Genomic DNA, 22,356 nt, shown 5'->3' on the forward strand with positions numbered 1-22,356 from the left:
TGCACGCTTTCAAGGACTGAATCGCCTGATCCACGAAGGAGCTCTCCGTGGACAGTCGCGCCGCCCCCCGTTCGCCCGCCCGTTTCTCCCAACTGTCGCTGGCCGTCAGCCTGGCCGTGACGGCCATGGCCTTTGGTCTGCACGGTGAACAGGCGCTGGCCGCCTGCAGCCTGGCCGGTTCCACGGTGACCTGCAGCGGCGCGGCCAACCCGCTCGCGCCGAGCTATTCCAACAGTGGCAGCGGCCTTACCGTCAACGTCAACACCGGTGCCTCGCTGGGCGTGCTTTTGGGCGTGGGCGGCACCGCGCTGTCGCTTACCGGCAACAACATCACGTTGAACAACTCCGGTACCGTCAACCCGTCGTTGCTGGGGATCCTGAGCATCCAGTCCACCGGCGCCGTGATCGGCAACACCAGCACTGCCAGTACCATCAACATCACCAACAATGCCACGGGTGTAATTCGCGGTACCGGCGCCGTCCTCGGCGCCAGCCTGTTGAACCTCACTGGCATGGCCCTGGACGTGCGTAACGCTGCCGGTGGCGTCACCACCATCAGTAACGCCGGCAGCATCGGCTCCTCGGCGTTGGCTAGCTTGACGATCCTGAGCGAGGACACCCCGGTCATCGCCGTGAGCGGGGGCGGGTCGGTAAACTTCACCAACACCGGCACCGTGCTCGGTCGCACGGCATTTCAGGCGTCGGCAGCCGGCAACACCTTCACCAACGCCGGGAGCCTGACCGGCAGCCTGTCCATGGGCGCGGGCAGTACCAACCGCTTCAACGCCATCACCGGCTCCAGCCTCAGCGCGGGGGCGGGTGTCGGTGTGTCGCTGTTGGTCACCAGTAACCCCAACCTGGGCTTCGCGCCTGCTGGCGTGGTCGACGGCGGTGCTGGCGGCACCAACACCCTGGCGTTGCAGAACGCCATCGGCGGCGGCAGCGGCACCACGGGCAGCGGCACCATCAACGCCTCGAACTACATCAACTTCAACCGCCTGATCGTCGACAGCGGTACCTGGTCGCTGATCGGGCAATTGCTCAACGGCACCACCCAGACCACCCTCAACGGTGGCTTGCTCAACTTCGACAACGCCAGCGCCTTCGGCACCGGTGGCATCACGGTGAACGGCGGTGGTCTCGCGGGCACGGTGGCAGGCCTGGGCCTGAACAACGCGCTGACCTTGAATGCCGGCCTGAACGTGGGTGGCGCCACCGACATGGCCCTCAACGGCGTGGTCTCGGGTGTCGGCGGCTTGACCAAGACCGGTGCCGGGCTGCTCACCCTTGGCGCCAGCAACACCTACAGTGGCGGTACCACCCTGGCCGCTGGCGGCCTCAACCTGACCAGCGCCACGGCACTCGGCAGCGGCGGGCTGACCGTCAGTGGCGCCGGCAGCCTGCAAGGCAGCGTGCCGCTGGTGTTGAACAATGCGGTGGCGCTGAACGCGGCCTTGACCCTGCCCGGCAGCAACGCACTGACCCTTGGCGGCGTACTCAGCGGCACCGGCTCGCTGGTCAAGAGCGGCACCGGCAGCCTGACGCTCAATGGCCTCAATACCTTCAGTGGCGGCACCTCCCTGGGCGGCGGAACGCTTACCTTGGGTAGCGACACGGCGTTGGGCAGCGGCGCCCTGACGGTGACCGCCAGCAGCATCCTGGACAGTGCCTCGGCGCTCAACCTGGGCAACGCGATTGACTTGAGCGCAGGCACGCTCACCCTCGCAGGCACGAATGCCACCACCTTGGGTGGCATCATCAGCGGCACCGGTGCGCTGGCCAAGGCGGGCGCCGCTGACCTCACCCTCAATGGCGTAAATACCTACAGCGGCGGTACCAGCCTGGCGGGTGGCAAGCTTACCGTCGGCAACAGCAGTGCGCTTGGCACTGGCGCGCTGACCCTGGGTGGCAACGCCAGCCTCGATGCCAGCAGCGCGGTAAGCCTGGGCAACGCCATCAGCCTTGGCGCCAACACCCTGAACCTGCTCGGCACCAGCGCCACCACCCTGGGTGGCGTGATCAGCGGTACCGGTGCGCTGGTCAAGAGCGGGGCAGGGGACCTGGCGCTGAACGGCAATAACACCTTCAGTGGCGGCCTCACCCTCAATACCGGCAAGCTCACCGTCGGCAACAGCAACGCCCTGGGCACCGGCGCCCTTACCCTCGGCGGCAACGCCAGCCTGGACGCCAGCACCGCCGTGAGCCTGGGCAACGCTGTCAACCTTGGCGCCAATACCCTGAACCTGCTGGGCACCAGCAGCACTACGCTGGGCGGCGTGATCAGCGGCACCGGTGCGCTGGTCAAGAACGGCAGCGCCGGGTTGACCCTCAACGGCAGCAACACCTTCAGCGGCGGCACGACCCTCAACAGCGGTGTCCTCACCGTTGGCAACAACAACGCCCTGGGCACCGGCGGCCTCACCTTGGGCGGTAATGCCAGCCTGGATGCCGGCGTGGCGGTGAACCTCGGCAACGCCATCGACCTGGCCGGCAACACCCTGACCTTGCCTGGTACCAGCGCAACCACCCTGGGCGGTGTGATCAGTGGCACCGGCGCGCTGGTCAAGAACGGCAGCACCAACCTGACCCTGGGTGGCGCCAACACCTTCAGCGGTGGTCTCACCCTTAACGCCGGCACCCTGACCCTGGCCAGCGCCACGGCGCTCGGTACCGGCGCCCTGACCGTGGGCGGCGCATCGACGCTGGCCAACACCGCAGCGATGACCTTGGGTAACGCCGTCAACCTGGGCGGCAACCTGACCCTGACAGGCGCCAACAACCTCAACCTGGCCGGGACCCTCAGCGGTACCGGTGGCCTGGTCAAGAACGGCAGCGCCAGCCTGACCCTCAGCGGCAACAACACCCACAGCGGCGCCACCGCGCTCAACGCAGGCACCCTGGTGTTGGGCAGTAACACCGCGCTAGGCACCGGCGTGCTCAACGCCGCGGCCAACACCACCCTCGACACCAGCGTCGCCGGGCTGAACATCGGCAACGGCCTGAACCTGGCCGGCAACCTCAACCTGCCCGGCAGCAACGACCTGACCTTGAGTGGCGTCATCGCCGGCAGTGGTGGCCTGAGCAAGGCCGGCAATACCACCCTGACCTTGACCGGCGCCAACACCCACAGCGGCTCCACCTTCCTCAATGGCGGCACCCTGGTGGTCGGCAGCAACACGGCGTTGGGTACCGGCATCCTCAACACCGCCGTGGGGACTCACCTGGACGCCAGCACCGCGGTCAGCCTGGCCAACGACGTCATTGCCGCCGGCCCCCTGACCATCGACGGCACTGCCAACCTCGGGCTGAGCGGCGTGATCAGCGGCATCGGTTCGCTGGTCAAGAACGGCAACGCCAGCCTTACCCTCAGTGGCAGCAACACCTTCACCAACGGCACCCAGCTCAATGCCGGTACCTTGGTTCTCGGCAGCAACACCGCACTGGGCATCGGCAGCCTGAGCTTGGGCGGCAACGCCAACCTGGACACCAGTACCGCCGTCTCGGCGACCAACAGCATCAGCTTGGGTGGCAACACCCTGACCGTGCTGGGCAGCAACGCCACCACCCTGACCGGGCAGATCAGCGGCACCGGCGCCCTGGTCAAGAGCGGCAGTGCCGGCCTTACGCTCAATGGCAACAACACCTTCAGCGGCGGCACCACCCTGAACGCCGGGCTGCTGACCCTGGGCAACAGCAATGCCCTGGGCACTGGCGGCCTGACCCTGGGCGGCAATGCCAGCCTCGACGGCAGCGGCACCTTGAACCTGGGCAATGCCATCAACCTCGCCGGCAACACCCTGACCCTGCCAGGCAGCAACACCACCACCTTGGGCGGGGTGATCAGCGGCACCGGCGCACTGGTCAAGAACGGCGCCACCAACCTGACCCTGAGCGGCGCCAACACCTTCAGCGGCGGCCTCACCCTCAATGCCGGTACCTTGACCCTGGCCAGCGCCGCCGCGTTGGGAACCGGCGCGTTGACGGTCGGTGGCGCATCGACCCTCGCCAACTCGACGGCGATGACCCTGAACAACGCCGTCAACCTCGGTGCCGACCTGACCCTGCCGACCACCAGCAACCTCACCCTGGCCGGCACCCTCAGCGGCACTGGCGGCCTGGTCAAGAACGGCAGCGCCACCCTGACCCTGAGCGGCAACAACACCCACAGCGGCGCCACCACCCTCAACGCCGGCACCCTGGTGGTCGGCAGCAACACGGCACTGGGCACCGGCGCGCTCAACGCCGCCAACAACACCACGCTGGACACCAGTGTGGCCGGGCTGAACCTTGGCAACGCGCTCAACCTGGCGGGCAACTTCATCCTGCCCGGCAGCAACGATTTGACCCTGAGCGGCGTCATCGCCGGTGCCGGCGGCATCACCAAGAATGGCGGCACCACCCTGACCCTGACCGGCAACAACAGCAACAGCGGCATCACCCGCCTGAACGCCGGTACGCTGGTGGTCGGCAGCAACACTGCGTTGGGCACCGGTACCCTCAATACCCTGGCCGGTACCCACCTGGATGCCAATACGGCGGTAAGCCTGGCCAACGACGTGAACATCGCCGGCCCGTTGACCATCGATGGCAGCGCCGACCTGGGCCTGAGCGGCGTGGTCAGCGGCATCGGTTCGCTGGTCAAGAACGGCACCGCCAACCTGACCCTGAGCGGCAACAACCTCTACACCAACGGTACCCAGCTCAATGCCGGCACCCTGACCCTGGGCAGCAACACCGCGCTGGGCATCGGCGCCCTGACCGTGGGCGGCAACGCCAATCTCGACGCCAGTACCGCCGTCGCCGTGACCAACGGCATCAGCCTGGGTGGCAACACCCTGACCGTGCTGGGCAGCAACGCCACCAACCTCGGCGGCCTTATCAGCGGCAGCGGTGCACTGGTCAAGAACGGCAGCGCCGTGCTGACCCTCAACGGCAACAACACCTACAATGGCGGCACCACCCTCAATGCCGGCACTCTGATCCTGGGCAACAACAACGCCATCGGCGGCGGCGCCTTGAGCGTGGGTGGCAATGCCAGCCTCGACTCCAGCGCTACCCTCAACCTCGGCAACGCCATCGCCCTTGGCAACGGCGCCACCCTGACCCTGCCAGGCAGCAACACCACGACCTTGGGCGGTGTGATCAGCGGTGCCGGGGCCTTGACCAAGAACGGCAGCAGCAATCTGACCCTGAGCGGCGCAAACACCTTCAGCGGTGGCCTGAACCTCAATGCCGGCACCCTGACCTTGGCCAACGCTGCGGCGCTGGGCACCGGCGCATTGAACGTCGGCGGCGCCTCGACGCTGGCCAACAGCGTGGCGATGACCCTGGGCAACGACGTTAACCTCGGCGCCAACCTGACCCTGGGCGGCAGCAACAACCTGACCCTGGGCGGTGTGCTCAGTGGCACCGGCGGGTTGATCAAGAACGGCGTTTCCGGCCTGACACTCAGCGGCAACAACACGTTCAGCGGCGCCATCGACCTGCTTGGCGGCAGCATCACCACGGTCGGCAACACGGCCCTGGGCAATACCTCGGCGGTCAGCGTCGGCGCCGGCACCAGCCTCAATCTCGGTGCCAGCGCCACCATCGGTGGCCTGAGCGGGGCCGGCACGGTGAACATCGCCGGCGGCGGGGACCTGACCCTGGGCGGCAACAACCTCAACAGTGTGTTCAGTGGTGCCCTGGCGGGCAGTGGCGGGCTGATCAAGACCGGTACTGGCAGCTTCGAACTGTCCGGCGTCAACGTGCTCGGCGGCAATACCACGGTCAATGCCGGCCTGCTCAACGTCACGGGCTCGCTGGCCAGCCCCAGCGTGCAGGTCAACAGCGGCGCCAGCCTCGGTGGTACCGGCAGCCTGCTGGGCGCAGTCGACATTGCCAACGGCGCGCACCTGCTGGCCAACAGCGGCGCGACCCTCAGCACTGGTGCGCTGACCCTGCACAGCGGTTCGATCCTCGACTTTGGCCTGGCATCGCCGGCCACCGGCGGCACCGCAGTGGTCAGCGTCAATGGCAATCTGACCCTGGACGGTACCCTTAACGTCACCGACCTAGGCGGCTTCGGCACCGGTATCTATCGGCTGTTCGACTACACGGGCGGGTTGGTGGACAACGGCCTGCTGATCGGCAACGTGCCGGGTGTCGTGTTGCCCGGCGACCTACAGGTGCAGACATCCATCGGCAGTCAGGTCAACCTGCTGGTCGGCGGCGCCACCGGCACCGTGCAGTTCTGGGATGGGGCGCAGAGCGTGCCCAATGGCGTGATCGACGGCGGGACCGGTACGTGGAACGGGGGGAACACCAACTGGACTGATGTCAACGGCGTGCTCAATGGCAGTTGGGCCAGCGACTTCGCGGTCTTCCAGGGCACCGCGGGCGATGTCACCGTGGTCGGCACCCAGGCCGCCACCGGCCTGCAGTTCGTCACCAACGGCTATCGCCTGATCGGCGCCGGTGGCCTGGACCTGGTCAACGGCAGCAACGGCGCCTTTGCCTTGCGCGTCGATCCGGGCGTCACCGCGACCCTCAACGTTGGCCTCTCTGGCAGCGGCCAACTGGCCAAGCTCGACAGCGGCACGCTGGTGCTCAATGGGGCCAACAGCTATACCGGCGGCACCCTGTTCAATGGCGGCACGGTGGTGGTCGGCAACAACACTGCCTTCGGTACAGGCACGGTCAGCACCGCCAACGGCACTATCCTGGACAGCAATACAGCTGTCACCCTCGGCAACGCCTTCAGCCTCAGCGGTGCCCTGACTGTCGCCGGTTCCGCCGATCTGGGCCTGTCCGGCGTGGTCTCGGGGATTGGCAGCCTGAACAAGAACGGCGGTGCCAACCTGACCCTGGGCAATGCCAACACCTACAGCGGCGGCACCAGCCTGGGTGCCGGTACCCTGACCCTGGGCAACGCCCAGGCGCTGGGCACTGGGGGCCTGACCGTTACCGGCGCCTCAAGCCTGGACGCCACCGGTAACCTGGCGCTTGGCAACACCGTCGCCCTGAACGCCAACCTCACCCTGCCGGGGAGCAACGACCTCACCCTCAACGGCGCGCTCAGCGGCACCGGTGACCTGATCAAGGCTGGTGCCGGTACGCTCACCCTCAACGGCAGCAACAGCCAGCAGGGCATTACCAGCCTGAACGGTGGCACCCTTGCGGTAGGCAGCAACACTGCGCTGGGCACGGGTGCCCTGAACGCAGCCAGCGGCACCACCCTCAGCAGCAATGCCAACGTCACCCTGGCCAACCAGGTCAACCTGGCCGGCAACCTGACCGTCGCCGGGGCGCAAAACCTGACCCTGGGCGGCAACGTCAGCGGCGTCGGCGGCCTGACCAAGACCGGCAGCGGCACCCTGACCCTGAACGGCACCAATGGCCATCTGGGCAACACCAATCTCAATGCCGGCACCCTGGTGCTCGGCAGCGCCAGCGCCCTCGGCCTCGGCCAGCTCAACGCGGCTGCCGGGAGCACACTGGACAGCGCCTCGGCACTCAACATCGGCAACACCATCAACCTGGGGGGCAACCTCACCATCGCCGGCAGCAACGACCTGGGCCTGGGCGGGCTGGTCACGGGGGCCGGCAGCCTGACCAAGAACGGCGCCGGCAACCTCACCCTCAGTGGCGCCAACACCTTGATTGGCGGCGTGACCCTCAATGCCGGCACGCTTACCCTGGGCAACAACCAGGCCCTGGGTACCGGCAACCTTGTCGTCGGCGGCGCCAGCAACCTGGCCACCACGGGTGCCTTGACCCTGGCCAACCAGGTGACGCTCAGCGACACCCTGGGCCTGACCGGCACCAACGACCTGACATTGAACGGCGTGATCAGCGGTACCGGCGGCCTGACCAAGACCGGTACCGGCAACCTGACCCTCGGCGCTGCCAACACCTATCAAGGCAGCACCACGCTGGGCGCTGGCACCCTGACGCTGGGCAACAACACCGCGCTGGGCACGGGTAGCCTGTCGGTGACCGGCAACAGTACCCTGGCCACCACCGGGGCGCTGCAACTGGCCAATGCCATTGGCCTCGGCGCCGCTGCCACATTGGCTATCAACAATGCCCAGACCCTGACCCTTGACGGTGTGATCAGCGGTGCTGGGGCGCTGAACAAGCTGGGTGCCGGGCAGCTGGTGCTCAATGGCAGCAACACCTACGCCGGCGGCACCTCGCTGCAGGCCGGCAGCCTGCTGCTGGGCAATGCCGGCGCGTTGGGCAGCGGGGCCCTGACCGTCAACGGCGCCGCCGGCCTCGACGCCAGCCAGGTGCTGGTACTGGCCAATGCCGTCAACCTCGCCGGTGGCAACCTGACCCTCGGCGGCAGCCAGGCGCTGACCCTCAATGGCGTGGTCTCCGGCAACAACGGCCTGGTCAAGAACGGTGCCGCCAGCCTGACCCTCAACGGCAACAACACCTACAGCGGCGGCACCACCCTCAATGGCGGCTCCCTGGTGGTCGGCAGCAACACCGCGCTGGGTAGCGGCGACCTCAGCACCGGCGCCAACACCAGCCTCGATGCCGGCGGTGCGGGCGTCACCCTGGCCAACAACGTGCACCTGGGCGGCACCCTCAACCTGCCGGGCAGCGCCGACCTGACCCTCACCGGCGTGGTGGATGGCGTCGGCGGCCTGAACAAGGCCGGTACCAGCACCCTGGTCCTCAACGGCGCCAACAGCTACCTGGGCGGCACCACCCTCGGTGCCGGCCGGCTGGTGGTCGGCAACGACAACGCGCTGGGGCAGGGCGCCCTGACCGTCGCCGGGGCCTCGTCCCTCAGCAGCGGCGCCAGCACCACCCTGGCCAACAACGTCACCCTCAACGCTGGCCTTTCCGTCGATGGCGGCAATGACCTGACCCTCAACGGCGTGATCAACGGCACGGCAGGCCTGACCAAGAACGGCAGCGGCAACCTGACCCTCAATGGCAACAACGGCTACCAGGGCGGCACCCAGCTCAACGCCGGGCGCCTGACCCTGGGCAGCAGCGGCGCACTGGGCACCGGCACCCTGGCGGTCACCGCCGATGCCACCCTGGCCAACAGCTCGGCCATGGCTTTGGGCAACACCGTAGCCCTGAGCAACGGCGCCAACCTGACTGTTGAAACCGCAAATGCGCTGATCCTCAGCGGCGACCTCGGCGGCAGCGGCAATCTGGTCAAGACCGGTGTCGACGACCTTACCCTGGTCGGCGTCAAGACCTTCACCGGCAACGTCGACATCCAGGCAGGTTCCCTCACCACGCTCGGTAGCGATGTGCTGGCCAACGTCGACACCCTCAATGTCGGCGCCAGCGGCCAGCTCAACCTTAATGGCAATGCCAGCCTTGGCAGCCTGACCGGCAGTGGCCTGGTCGATGTTGGCGTCGGCAGCGTCCTGAGCCTGGGCGGCAACAACCTCAGCAGCACCTTCGCTGGCGCCCTCAGTGGCTTGGGCGGCCTGACCAAGGTCGGCAGCGGTACCCTGACCCTGACCGGTAGCAGCAACCTGGCCGACAATACCCAGGTCAACGCCGGCACCTTGAAAGTCGACGGCACCTTGGGCAGCAACCTGCTGACCGTGGCCAGCGGTGCGACCCTTACCGGCAGCGGCACCGCCAATGCCTCGGTGGTGATCGACAACGGCGGCCACCTGGCCGGGCAGAGCGGCGCGACCCTGGGCCTCGGCAGCCTGGTGCTCAACAGCGGTTCGATCGTCGATATCGGCCTCGGCTCGCCGTCCACTGGCGCCACCGCGCTGTTCAACGTCGGTGGCAACCTGACCCTCGACGGCACGCTCAATGTCAGCAGCATCGGCGGCTTCGGCAACGGGGTGTACCGCGTCTTCGACTACACCGGCGCCCTCACCGACAACGGCCTGGACTTCGGCAGCCTGCCGCTGGGCGTGGGCCTGGGCGACGTGACCTTGCAGACCGCCCTGGCCAACCAGGTCAACCTGCTGGTCAGCGCTGCGGGGCTCAATATCCAATTCTGGGATGGCAGCCAGAACGTGCCCAACGGTCAGGTAGACGGCGGTGTCGGCGTGTGGAATGCCGGCAATACCAACTGGACTGACCTCAACGGCCTGACCAACACCACTTGGGGCAGCACCTTCGCGGTGTTCCAGGGTACAGCCGGCGATGTCACCGTCGACGGCAGCCAGACGGTCAACGGCCTGCAGTTCGTCAGCGATGGCTACCGCCTGCTGGCCGGCACCGCCGGTGTGCTCGACCTGATCAACGGCACGAGTGGCGACACCAGCGTGCGGGTCGACCCGGGTGCCACGGCGACCCTTGATATCGGCCTGACCGGCGTCGGCAAGCTCAACAAGCTCGACAGCGGTACCCTGGTGCTCAACGGCAACAACAGCTACAGCGGCGGTACCGTGCTCAGTGGCGGCACTTTGATCGTCGGCAGCAACACGGCCCTGGGCAACGGTGCGCTTGAAACTGCGGCGGGTACCACCCTCGACAGCAACGCCTCGGTCGCGCTGGGCAATGCCATCACCCTGGCGGGGCCGTTGAACATCGCCGGTAGCAACGACCTGACGCTGGGCGGCAACATCGGCGGCGCCGGTGGCCTGGTCAAGGCTGGCAGCGCCCGGCTGGCGCTGGCCGGCAACAACACCTATGCCGGCAACACTGCGCTCAATGGCGGCACCCTGGTGCTGGGTTCCAATACCGCGCTGGGCAGCGGCAGCCTGAATACCGTGGCCGGCACCAGCCTGGACAGCAGCCAGGTCGTGACCTTGGCCAACAGCGTCAATGCCACCGGTGACCTGACGATCCTGGGCAGCAACGACCTGACCCTCGGCGGCACCGTCGGCGGCAGCGGCCGCCTGCTCAAGGCCGGCCTCGCCCGCTTCGCGCTGATGGGCGCCAACACCTACAGCGGTGGTACCGAGCTGCAGGCCGGCACCTTGGTGGTTGGCAATGATGCCGCCCTTGGCAGCGGCGGCCTGGACGTCACCGGTAACGCCAACCTCGACAGCGCCAGTGCCGTCACCTTGGCCAATCCGGTCAATGTCAGCGGCGTGCTCAACGTGCTGGGCAGCAATGACCTGCACCTGGCCGGCGTGCTCAGCGGCGCCGGTGAACTGAACAAGAGCGGCCTGGCTGACCTGACGCTGTCGGGCAACAACACCTTCAGCGGCATCCTCAATATCCTGTCCGGCAGCCTGAGCACCGTCGGCACCACCGCCCTCGGCACCCAGAGCGAGCTGAATGTCAGCAGTGGCGCCAGCCTCAACCTCGACGGCAACACCACGCTGGGCGAAATCGGCGGTAGCGGCGCGATCCAGATCGCCGCCGGCAACAGCCTGACGGTCGAGGGCGGCGTGTTCGGCGGCAACATCAGCGGCAGCGGCACCCTGAACAAACTCGGCAGCGGCACCCTGGCACTGAACAGCGCCAACAGCCACACCGGCACTACCAACGTGCAGGGCGGCGGGCTGAAGGTGGATGGCTCGCTGGCCAGCGGCACGGTCAACGTGGCCAGCGGCGCCAGCCTCAGCGGCGTCGGCAGCCTCGGTGGTTCGGTGACCGTGGCTAACGGCGGCAACCTGGCGGCCATCGGCGGCAGCACCCTGAACGCCGGCAACCTGGTGCTCGACAGCGGCGCCAACTTCAACGCTTCGCTCGGGGCACCGTCGGCTGGTGGCACCCCACTGGTCAACGTGGCCAACGACTTGACCCTGGGTGGCACCCTCAATGTCACAGACATCGGCGGCTTCGGCGCCGGCGTGTACCGCCTGTTCGCCTACGGCGGCAGCCTCACCAACAATGGCATGAGCTTTGGTACCACGCCGGTGCCGGTCACCGACCTGACGGTGCAGACCGCCGTCGCCAACCAGGTCAACCTGGTGGTCGGTGGCGCCAGCAACGTGTTGTTCTGGGACGGCAGCCAGACCGTGGCCAACGGCGTGATCGAGGGCGGCAGCGGCGTCTGGGATGCCACCAACACCAACTGGACCGACGCCAACGGCGTGCTCAACGGCACCTGGAACGATACCTTCGCCGTGTTCCAGGGCGCCCCCGGCACTGTCACCGTGAACGGCAGCCACAGCATCACCGGCCTGCAGTTCGTCACCGACGGCTATGTGCTCAATGCGGGGACGGCCGGTGAACTGCTGGGCAACGGCACCACCAACCTGCGGGTCGACAGCGGCGCCACCGCCACCCTCAACGTCGCCCTCAACGGCACCGGCAGCGTCGCCAAGCAAGACGGCGGCACCCTGGTGCTCAACGCTGCCAATGGCTACAGCGGCGGTACCGCCCTCAACGGCGGCACCCTGGTGCTAGGCAACGATAGCGCGCTGGGCAGTGGCGCCCTGACGGCCGCAGGCGGCACCACGCTGGACAGCAACACCGCCGTGACCTTGGCCAACAATGCCGTGCTCAACGGTGCACTGGCCATCGCCGGCAGCAACGCCCTGACCCTCAACGGCGTGGTCAGCGGTACCGGTGGGCTGATCAAGAATGGCGCTGGCCTGTTGACGCTGAACGGTGCCAACACCTACAGCGGCGGCACCCAGATCAACGCAGGCGGCGTGGTGGGCAATACCACCAGCCTGCAAGGCGCGATCCTCAACAACGCAGCCCTGACCTTCGAGCAGAACGCCAATGGCAGCTACACCGGCAACCTCACCGGTACTGGCACCCTGACCAAGAACGGCACTGGCGAACTGTTGCTGACCGGCATCAATGGCCTGACCGGCGCGACCCAGGTTAACGCCGGCAGCCTGCTGGTCAATGGCCGCCTCGACAGTGCCACCGTGCAGGTCGCCACCGGCGCCCGCCTGGGCGGCAGCGGTACCTACGGCGGTGCCGTGCAGATCGCCAATGGCGCCACCCTGGCTGCCGGCCAGAGCGCCACGCCGCTCACCGTCGGCAGCCTCGACCTGGCGTCGGGTAGCGCCCTGGACTTCAGCCTCGGCGCCCCGGCGGCCTCCACCACCGTGGTCAAGGTCAACGGCAACCTGGTGCTGGACGGCACGCTGAACATCACCGATGCCGGCGGCTTCGGCACCGGTGTCTACCAACTGTTCAGCTACGGCGGCACGCTCACCGACAACGGCCTGGTGTTCGGTGCCATTCCGGGCAGCGTGGTCCTGGGTGACCTGAGCCTGCAGACCGCTATCGCCAACCAGATCAACCTGGTGGTGCAGAACTACGGCGAAGAGCTGCAGTTCTGGAATGGCGGCAAGACCAACCCCGATGGCAGCATCGGCGGCGGCAGTGGTACCTGGGGGCCGAACACCGGTTGGACCAACGCCAGCGGCACCAGCAACGAAGGTTGGAGTGGTGGCTACGCGGTCTTCGGCGGTACTCCGGGCACCGTCACCGTGGTGGGCAACCAGTCGTTCGAGGGCTTGCAGTTCCTCAGCAACGGCTATCAGGTCGTTCCGGGTGCTGGGGGTAGCCTGACGCCGGTCAACGGTAGCGATGGCAGCTTGGCGCCGGTGCGTGTCAACGCTGGCGGCACCGCCACCGTCAGCGTGCCGCTGGTCGGTAGCGGCGGCATCGAGAAACTCGACGCTGGCACTCTGATCCTCTCGGGCGCCAACACCTACAGCGGTGGCACCACCGTCAGTGGCGGTACCCTGGTCGGCAACACCACCAGCCTGCAGGGCAGCATCCTCAACAACGCCAACCTGGTCTTCGCCCAAGGCAGCAATGGCACCTTCAACGGCACTCTCAGCGGTACCGGCACCACCACCAAACAGGGCGGCGGTACCTTGCTGCTGACCGGCAACCAACCATTCAGCGGCGCCTTCAACGTCAACCAGGGCGTGCTCCAGGTAGGCGATGCCGCCAATCCGGGCAGCAACCTCGCAGCCCAGGTCACGGTGGCCAACGGCGCCGTGCTGACCGGCAACGGCACCGTCGCCGGGCTGACCAACAACGGCACCGTGCTGCCAGGGCCTGCCGGCAACCTCAACGTGTCGGGCAACTTCACCAACGGCGCCACCGGCACCTTGGTGATCGACCTCGGTACCTCGCCGGTGAACTACCTGAATGTGGGCGGCACCGCCAACCTCGGCGGCAGCCTGATGGTCGCCAACCTGGCCAGTGGCAACGGCCAGTACACCGTGGTCAGCGCCGCGGGCGGGGTAAACGGCACCTTCGCCACCACCAACCTGGCCAACTCGGCGTTCCTCAACAGCTCGCTGGACTACGGTGCCAACCAGGTGACCCTGTCGGTCAGCCGCAACGGCAACTCCTTCGCCGATGTCGCCGCCACTGGCAACCAGCGTGGCGTGGCCACCGCGCTGGCCAGTGCCGGGGCGCCGGCCGAACTGGTCAACAACCTGCTGCCGTTGGACCGCCAGGGCGCCCAGGCGGCGTTCGACAGCCTGTCCGGCGAGATCCACGCCAGCACCGCGACCGTGCTGATCGAGGACTCGCGCTACGTCCGCGACGCGGTCAATGACCGCCTGCGCCAGGCCGACTGCACCCACCAGGACGACCCACGTCGCACCCTGGCGCCGACCGCCAACCAGCAACTGACCAGCGAAGGCTGCCAGGGCCAGGCCGTGGGCTGGATCCGCGCCATCGGCGGCTGGGGCACCTACGACGGCAGCAGCAGCCATGCCAGCGTCGACCGCGACCTGTCGGGCTTCATGCTCGGTGTGGACCGTGCGCTGGACGATGAGTGGAAAGTGGGCGCCGCCGCCGGCTACACCCGCTCGAGCATCGACGCGCACCGTCGCCGCTCCGACGCCACGGTGGACAGCTACCACCTCACCACCTACCTCGGCTACCAGCTGGATGCCTTCGCTGCTCGCCTGGGTGTGGCCTACAGCTGGCACGACATCGACACCAAGCGCGATGTCACCGTGGGCAGCTACGACGACCGCCTCGAGGCCAAGTACAAGGCGCGCAGCGCCCAGGTGTTCGGTGAGGTGGGTTACGCCATCGATGCCGGCGGCATTGCCCTGGAGCCGTTCGCCGGGCTGGCCTACGTCAACTACGACAGCGACACCGCCCACGAGAAGGGCGGGGCAGGGCGGCTGGAGGGCAAGGTCGACCAGGATGTGACCTTCTCCACCCTTGGCGTGCGCGCTGGCAAGCGCATCCTGCTCGACAACGGCAGCACCATCACGCCGCGGTTGTCGGTGGGCTGGCGCCATGCGTTCGGTGACGACAAGCCCGATGCCGATCTGCGCTTCATCGGTGGCGGCGACGGTTTCAGCACCGAGGGTGTGCCGATTGCCAAGGACGCGGCGGTGGTCGAGGCCGGGGTGGACCTGTCGGTGGGCGCGAGCGGCAAGCTCGGGGTCGGCTACTCCGGGCAGCTGTCCAGCGAGAACCGCGACCATGGCGTGGTGGTGAGCTTCAGCATGGGGTTCTGAGGTAGCTTGCAGGGCCGTCGTGTGGCCCATCGCGGGGCAAGCCCGCTCCCACGATCAAGTCTCGTGGGGGCGGGCTTGCCCCGCGATACGTTTCTGCATGCGTAAGATTTTTCCGAAATTGAAACCAAATCCTTCAGTCAGTCAGCGCTTCGGACCTATCCTACGCGCCTGCCGGAAGGCTCTGAATTGGCCGGGAAATACATCAGGGGTACCGTCACTGGGTCGTCACATTTGGCGACCGGGTGTGAGAAGCCCGTTGTGTGAACCATGTCGATTTCGTCAATGGCGGTCGTGCGCGTGCAGGCTTTGGCCTGACCGTGGATTCATGGTTACACACGGGCTTCTCACCATGCGTACGACTGCCACCCTAATCTGTGAGAAGGATCGAGGTGGTTGTTCCTGAATTTCAATTTCGAGGAGTAACCATGAAAAAACTTGTACCCGACCCACCCTATCCAATCCCCTTCGTCACCATCATCAGCGACCTCGACCCCGAGGAAGCCATGGCCCACGCCAACAAGCTGATGCACACCCTCAGCGACACCGTCCACGCCTACACCGTCTGCCAGCGCGACGCGCGCCTTGACGTGATGATGGACAGCGTCGAGATCCTCGGGCAACTGGTCATCGCGCTGGTCCGCCACGCCCGGGCCAAGGGGGCGCCGGTATGAGCGACGAGCACAAGCACGGCCCGACCCAAGGCAAGACCACCTGCCTCGAGATCTTCTGTATCCAGCCCGGCATCCCGTTCGACCACGCCTTCAGCGACTTGTCGGTGCTGCTCGGCTGCGTGGCGCATTTCACCACCGAAGCGGAAATGGAAGGGGATCTCATGGCCGGCAGTGCCGCACGGATTCTCAGTGGGCTGGCCAAGGGGCTGATTGATGATATGGAACTGGGTCTGAATCGCAGCAAGTGAAAGATGCCCTTGTCGAGGCGCAGCGTCAGCCGTCGACAGGGGCGTTTCAGCAAGCCCAGAACGCGTGTGGAGTGTATTTGACGATATGAAGCGCACCCTGATTTATGCCTGGAAAACCACGCCGGGCGAGAACTTTCTTGAAGTACCATCATCCTGAAGAATGGAAAAATTACCACAGACGGTTCTACTTTTATCCGAAGTCAGCCAGTCTCTGGGAATGGGTACATAGTGAAAGTCCCCATCATGATCAATTGTGAGCTCTGCTTGCCTGAGCTCTCTGCCCTCTGCATGCCAATAGACTTGAACTATACTGCCTACAGCTATGCCATGGTAGGACAAATTATACTTGGGGGCGATGTCTGCGAATGACAGGTAGACAGGCGGTGCCATGGTTATGTCGTGGCCAATTATCTGTACACTCAGTGGAATTGAGGTCCACGCCTTTTCATTGTTCTCATCTATCTGGCGGCTGACATGGTAATGAACGATTGCAGTCGTGCTCAGGGAGGATATGAAAATGCCAAAGGGTATCTCAACTGTCTGGTCTTCCAGTTCGCTGGCTTCTTCTTGCGATGAACGATAGCTCAGGTGTGGTAGATCAATAGATATCGCTATCTTGTCTCCGTTCATGCCTGTGTATTTTGGCACGATTATCTTGATGGGGGCGCCTGGCTGTGGAGGTAGTTTACCTTCAAGTTTTGGAGGAATGATTCCATAATCGACGCTTAACTCCAAGGTTGGTGAGGTTTCTCCGTTTACTGTATAGCGGAGTGTTAGCGAGCCTCCGGCGATCGCTTCGACCAGGCCCTTGGCAATACTGAACACTGTATGTTGTGCTCCCGCTGCTTCAGCTGGTGGTTCGAGTTCAATCGGTGTTCCATCACCATTGGTTGCGATGATTGCAAGTAAGATCTGATCACCTTCCACGATAGGCGCTACTGTCTTGATCAGTACCGTTGCTCCATCTTCTCCCACTCTATCAGGACTCAATGCTGAATCAATGGCTTCTATGACTTCAGGAGATTTGAGCTCTGGTTCGGGTGTGACAGGTGTACCATCGATTACAGTGATGTTCAGTGAAGGGGACTTGAGGTCAGGTGCGATTTCATAATCAATTACTGCGCTCCCGCCCACTACAGCCTTTGCGAGGTCATTTTCCAGTTCAATCTTGAGACCGTTGAAGATATCAGGCCATTGTACGGGATGCTTTTTGTATTCGGGATCTAGCTCATCTCCGTCAGCGGTGGTGCCCAGCCATGTCAGTTTCAGTTCTTTGTCGACGGCGTCGGAGGGTAGGTCTCTAATGATAGTATTAAAATTTTTTCCGTTCAGGTCGTACCAGTTTAGCTTTCCGCTGGGCGCTTCTTCTATCTCAGGTTTTTCCAGGGATTGGGGGGTGTTTTTTTCAATAGACATGGCCGTTTCCAAGTAGGATAGTGCGGTTCAATGATTGCCTACGTCGCGCAGGTGTATGTAAACCTGACTGTGCCCGCACGTCCCTACATGTAACATAGTCCCTTATGTCTGCCACCTGGTAGAAATGCTAGGTCAGGCACCGGTTATGAAATCTGCTTCGCAGGGGGATATTCAATGTTACCGATGCCAGGGTCTCAGATATTGGTGGACCCATCGAGGCAGGCGCTATTGAGTGCATGAGTGGATAACTTTCGTTATCCACCAATCCTTTCGGCCTATCTCGCACGCGTGCGTCCGGGTATCCACTGACGCTAGACTGTCATCCTCCCCACCACCGGACAGGAGTCCCGGCGTGCCCGACCCCCGCAGTTTCCCCAGCGACCTGTGCCTCGATAGCCCACGCCTGCAGTTGCGCCCCATGCGTCATGGCGACGCGCAGCAGTGGCTGACCATCATGGCCGACCCCGAGGTCATGCGTTACTGGTACCACGCCCCCTGGCAGACCCTGGCCGAGGCCGAGAGCGCCCTGGCTGCCGACCGTGAGGCTTATGCCGCCGGCCAGTTGCTCAAGCTGGGCATGTACCGCCGTGACAACGGCGAGCTGATCGGCATGGTCCAGCTGTTCAACCTCGAAGAGGCCTCGCGCCGGGGCGAAGTCGGCTACTGCCTGGCCAAGTCCGCCCAGGGCCGGGGCTACATGGACGAAGCGCTGACCTGCTTCATCGACTACCTGGCCCACACCCTGCACCTGCGCCGCCTGGAGGCGGAAATCGACCCGCGCAACCAGGGCTCGGCACGTACCCTGGAGCGCCAGGGCTTTGTCCTGGAGGGCACCCTGCGCGCCCGCTGGTGCGTGGCCGGCGAGCTGTCTGACTCGGGGCTTTACGGTCTGTTGCTCGAACCGCCTGTCGCCTGACGCCCGCTTGCGCTATGGTCGCGCCTTTCGCTGCTGGATGGAGCCTGCGCGTGCCTGCTTTTTATGTGATGTTCACCCTTGTGCTGTTCCTTCTTTGCCTGTGTTTCGATGGCCTGCTGATGGGCGTCGACGGGCATATGCCGGCGTTGCAGATACTGCTCATGGGCCCATGGGGCATTGCCTTCGGGTTGTACCAGTGGTTTGCCAATCCGTTGTTGGGGCTGGCAATCCTCGCCCGCCGGCGTTTTCGCCGGGTGGCGCTTGGCGCTGGCCTGATCGCCCTGGGCCTGGCGCTCAGTTGCCTGGGCATCGAGCGGCTGCCGGACAACCGCAGCTATGATTTCCTGCCGCTTACCGGTTTCGGCCCCGGCTACTACCTGTGGACACTGGCAATCCTGCTGTTCTGCCTGGGGCAGGGGTGGTGGTGCCGCAAGGCGCAGACGGCCCAGGATATGCCGCGCTGGCGCTGGTTCGATGTGCTGCTGATCGCGGTGCTGACGAGCACGATCTACGTGGCGACCAAGATGCCCAGCCTGGGGGTACAAATTCGCAGTTCCGACGAGCCAATGGAGCAGGTACAGGCAGGCTGAACTCTCCAGATTGGCTGCGCCGCCTTTTTGTCGGAGGGCGAGACGCGCCTTGGGTTTGGAAAGACGGCAAAGGCTGGGTTAAGGTCGCAGCTCGTCCGCTTTTACCAGGTGCCTGACTTGCCCGCTTTCTACCTGACCACAAGCCTCGCCCTGTACCTGCTGAGCCTGGCCTTCGATGGTGCCCTGACAGGCGCAGGGCGACATGTACCGGCATTGCAGATGCTGCTTTACGGCCCGTGGGGTATCGCCTTCGGCCTGTACCAGTGGTTCGCCAACCCACTGCTGGCGTTGGCGATCCTTGCCCACCGACGGTTCCGCCGCCTGGCGCTGGGGTGCGGCCTGCTGGCGCTGTATCTGGCGGCCAGCAGCTTCGCGATCACCCGCTTGCCGGACAACCAGAGCTACGCCTTCCAGGATGTGACCGGTTTTGGCGCGGGCTTCTACCTGTGGTTGCTGGCGATCCTGGTGTTTTGCATGGGGCAGCTCTGGTGGTGCTGGAAGGCGCGTTCAGCAGCGGATGTCCCGGGCTGGGGCTGGCTCGATGTGGCGCTTATCGCTGCCCTCAGCGTGGCGCTGTATGCCGGTACGCAGATGCCGTCGCTGCGTTTCGAGCCGCACAAGGTGATCGTGCCGCCGGAGCAGCCGCAAAGCTTGTGATGGCCTTACCGCGCCGTCCCCCATTGCACCACGATCATCCCGACCACGATCATCCCCACCCCCGCCAGTCGCAACAGGTTAACCGGCCGCTCCGGCAGTCCCATCAGGCCGAACTGGTCGATCAGCAGCGACGACAGCACCTGCCCGGCCACCACGCAGACGATGAACCCCGCCGCGCCTAGCCGCGGCGTCAGCACCAGCGCGGCGGTGATGTACAGCACCCCGGCGACCCCGCCGAACCAGGCCCACCAGGGCGCATGGGCCAGTTGCTGCACCTGCGGCAGCGGCGCGCGCATCAGCAGCAGGGCCGGCACCAGCATCAGCAGGCTGACCAGCAAAGAAACACCGGCCGCCCACAGCGGATGGCCGAGCAGGCGTCCGAGCGCGGCGTTGCTGCCCGCCTGAAACGGCACGGCGGCCCCGGCAAGCAGGGCGATGAGCAAGGGGAGGGCGGCGAAGAGGCTGGCGGGCATGGTGTCTACTCCTGATGAAAACACTGGCGTCAGTCTTCGCTATGCATTTGAATGATGGAAATTCGAACGTTGCACAGGCTGTATTCGTGGCATGGATGATTTGCGCCGTATCGACCTCAATCTACTGCTGTCCCTGCACGCCCTGCTCAGCGAGCAGCATGTCTCGCGTGCGGCATTGCGCCTGCACCGCAGCCAGCCGGCGGTCAGCCATGCGTTGGCGCAGTTGCGCGAGATCTTCGCCGATCCGCTGCTGGTGCGACGCGGTGGTCGCCTGCAGCTGACGGCCCGCGCCGAAGCTCTGCACGCGCCGTTGCATGAGGCTTTGCAGCAACTCGACGGATTGCTCGGCACGCCGGGCTTCGAGCCGGCGCGGGCCCGGCGTACCTTTCGCCTGGCCATGTCCGACTATGGCGCCCGTGTGGTGTTGCCAGCGTTGATGCGCCTGCTGCGACGCGAAGCGCCGGGCATCGACCTGGTGGTGTCCCAGGGCAGCCGCGAGGCGATGCTCGGCCAGTTGATCGACGGCGAGGCGGACCTGGCGCTGGGTGTGTTTCCGGAGTTGCCGACAGAAATGACCCAGCAGGTGCTGTTCGAGGAGTCCTTCGTCTGCCTGGCCGACCGCGCCAGCCTGCCGCCCCGCGGCGGCCTGGCGCTGGACCCGTGGCTGGCGCGCCCCCATGTGCTGGTGGCGGTGCGCCCCGGCATCGACAACGAGATCGACCAGGCCCTGGCCACCTTGGGCGCGCGTCGGCGCATCGCCTTGACCCTGCCGCATTGGGGCGTGGCCCAAAGTGTGATTGCCGGGACCGACCTGGTGCTCACCGTGGCCCGGCGCAGCCTCGTTGGTGCTCGCCTGGACCCGGCCCTGCGCCAGTTCGCGCCGCCCCTGGCGATCTCGCCGTTCGCCTTCGCCCAGGCCTGGCACTCGCGGCGCGACGGCGATGCCGGGCACCGCTGGCTGCGGGCGCAAATCCAGGCGCTGTGCGTGAACGGAGGCGGAGCAGGGTGCTAGGCTGTGCCGCATTCATTTGCGAAAAGGAAAGCCCATGTTCAAGCATTGCCTGGTCGGCGCCGCCGCCCTGCTGATCGTTGCCGGCGCCCAGGCCGAGGACTATTCGCCTACTTACACCCAGTGCATGGACAAAGCCTCCAGCACGCTGGCAATGGGCGCCTGCATCCAGGCCGAAACCCGGTTGCAGGATGACCGGCTGAACCGGGTCTACAAGCAGCTCATGGCCAAGCTCGACATCCAGCAGCAGAAGGACCTGCGCGAAGTCCAGCGCACCTGGATGAAGTACCGCGACGGCAACTGCGCATTCCACGGCAAGTTGAGCACCGGAAGCATCTACCGCATCGAAGGCGCTATGTGCGAAATGGACATGAGCAAGGACCGGGCGGCGGAGCTGGAACGGGTGCTCAGCCCGGGGCAGTAGCGCAGCATCAGCTTACAGATTGGCGGGTGAACTGGTCGGCTGAAGGGTATCGCCGCGACGCTGATGGCTGTATTTTTGTACAGCTCATGGACAGCACGTTCACCAAGGGAGGAGCACATGCCTGAAAGCATCGATGTCGCCAATTACTTCCTCACCCTGGAAGGCGAGACGGGTGAGATCTCGAACCTGAAGCTGCAGAAGCTCGTCTACTACGCGCAGGGCTTCAGCCTGGCCTTGCTGGGCGCCCCGTTGTTCGAAGAGCGTATCGAGGCCTGGATGCATGGCCCGGTCGTGGCCGACCTCTACCGTCGGTTCAGCCAGCATGGCTCGAACCCGGTCCCGATGCCTGCAGTGTTCGAGCCGACCTGCTTTTCCAGGGATCAGACCCGCCTGATCAAGGAGGTCTTCGAGGTCTATGGGCAGTATTCGGCGTGGAAGCTCCGTCAACTGACCCATGAAGAAGACCCCTGGCGGGACAACTATCAGGAGGGCGCTTTCAGCCGGGAGATTCCCCGGGACGAAATGCAACGGTATTTCAGGAATCACCTGGTGAACTGAGCGATGGTACGTAAGCGGCTCAAGGAGCGAGATGCCCAGGGAAATCAGGTAAGGGCACGCCA

At 65.4% G+C, this 22,356-nt stretch carries 11 protein-coding genes; 9 read left to right on the forward strand and 2 right to left on the reverse strand.

Translation table 11 applies throughout. The annotated features are described in order from the left end of the window. Window positions 1–47 precede the first annotated feature (47 nt). From DFS21_RS00920 to DFS21_RS00930, 3 genes are all read left to right on the forward strand, one after another. Window positions 48–15,332, forward strand: coding sequence for an autotransporter-associated beta strand repeat-containing protein (locus DFS21_RS00920; protein ID WP_256591209.1), 15,285 nt, complete (start codon window positions 48–50; stop codon window positions 15,330–15,332). Window positions 15,333–15,757: 425 nt separating this feature from the next. Beyond that, window positions 15,758–16,003 (forward strand): hypothetical protein, encoded by a 246-nt coding sequence (locus DFS21_RS00925; RefSeq protein ID WP_110700543.1) that lies wholly within the window; start codon window positions 15,758–15,760, stop codon window positions 16,001–16,003. Next, window positions 16,000–16,251, forward strand: coding sequence for a DUF3077 domain-containing protein (locus DFS21_RS00930; RefSeq protein WP_110700541.1), 252 nt, complete (start codon window positions 16,000–16,002; stop codon window positions 16,249–16,251). The genes DFS21_RS00925 and DFS21_RS00930 overlap by 4 nt, the downstream gene beginning before the upstream one ends. A gap of 102 nt (window positions 16,252–16,353) precedes the next feature. Here the strand turns inward: DFS21_RS00930 and DFS21_RS26405 are convergent, their stop codons facing one another. Then, on the reverse strand, window positions 16,354–17,667 hold the full coding sequence (locus DFS21_RS26405; protein WP_146603124.1) for a hypothetical protein: 1,314 nt from the start codon (window positions 17,665–17,667) through the stop codon (window positions 16,354–16,356). Between the two features lie 352 nt (window positions 17,668–18,019). On the opposite strand from DFS21_RS26405, the gene DFS21_RS00935 reads away from it, so the two are divergent. From DFS21_RS00935 to DFS21_RS00945, 3 genes are all read left to right on the forward strand, one after another. Continuing rightward, on the forward strand, window positions 18,020–18,583 hold the full coding sequence (locus DFS21_RS00935) for a GNAT family N-acetyltransferase (RefSeq protein ID WP_110700539.1): 564 nt from the start codon (window positions 18,020–18,022) through the stop codon (window positions 18,581–18,583). 50 nt (window positions 18,584–18,633) lie between these two features. Further along, window positions 18,634–19,173, forward strand: coding sequence for a hypothetical protein (locus tag DFS21_RS00940; protein WP_110700537.1), 540 nt, complete (start codon window positions 18,634–18,636; stop codon window positions 19,171–19,173). Window positions 19,174–19,290: 117 nt separating this feature from the next. Then, window positions 19,291–19,830, forward strand: coding sequence for a hypothetical protein (locus tag DFS21_RS00945; RefSeq protein ID WP_110700535.1), 540 nt, complete (start codon window positions 19,291–19,293; stop codon window positions 19,828–19,830). 5 nt (window positions 19,831–19,835) lie between these two features. On the opposite strand, the gene DFS21_RS00950 is transcribed toward DFS21_RS00945, so the two are convergent. Next, window positions 19,836–20,303 carry a DMT family transporter gene (locus DFS21_RS00950; RefSeq protein WP_110700533.1) on the reverse strand — a complete coding sequence of 156 codons (468 nt, stop codon included), beginning with the start codon at window positions 20,301–20,303 and terminating at the stop codon, window positions 19,836–19,838. A 91-nt stretch (window positions 20,304–20,394) separates the two neighbouring features. Here DFS21_RS00950 and DFS21_RS00955 point away from each other — a divergent pair, with 91 nt between their 5' ends. From DFS21_RS00955 to DFS21_RS00965, 3 genes are all read left to right on the forward strand, one after another. Beyond that, window positions 20,395–21,315, forward strand: coding sequence for a LysR family transcriptional regulator (locus tag DFS21_RS00955; protein WP_111531704.1), 921 nt, complete (start codon window positions 20,395–20,397; stop codon window positions 21,313–21,315). Window positions 21,316–21,349: 34 nt separating this feature from the next. After that, window positions 21,350–21,736, forward strand: coding sequence for a lysozyme inhibitor LprI family protein (locus tag DFS21_RS00960; RefSeq protein WP_111531705.1), 387 nt, complete (start codon window positions 21,350–21,352; stop codon window positions 21,734–21,736). Window positions 21,737–21,853: 117 nt separating this feature from the next. Further along, window positions 21,854–22,294: a Panacea domain-containing protein gene (locus DFS21_RS00965; protein ID WP_110700527.1), complete on the forward strand. Its 441-nt coding sequence runs from the start codon at window positions 21,854–21,856 to the stop codon at window positions 22,292–22,294. The last annotated feature ends 62 nt before the right edge of the window (window positions 22,295–22,356 follow it).

The organism is Pseudomonas sp. 2848, from assembly GCF_003253945.1.
GTDB lineage: Bacteria > Pseudomonadota > Gammaproteobacteria > Pseudomonadales > Pseudomonadaceae > Aquipseudomonas.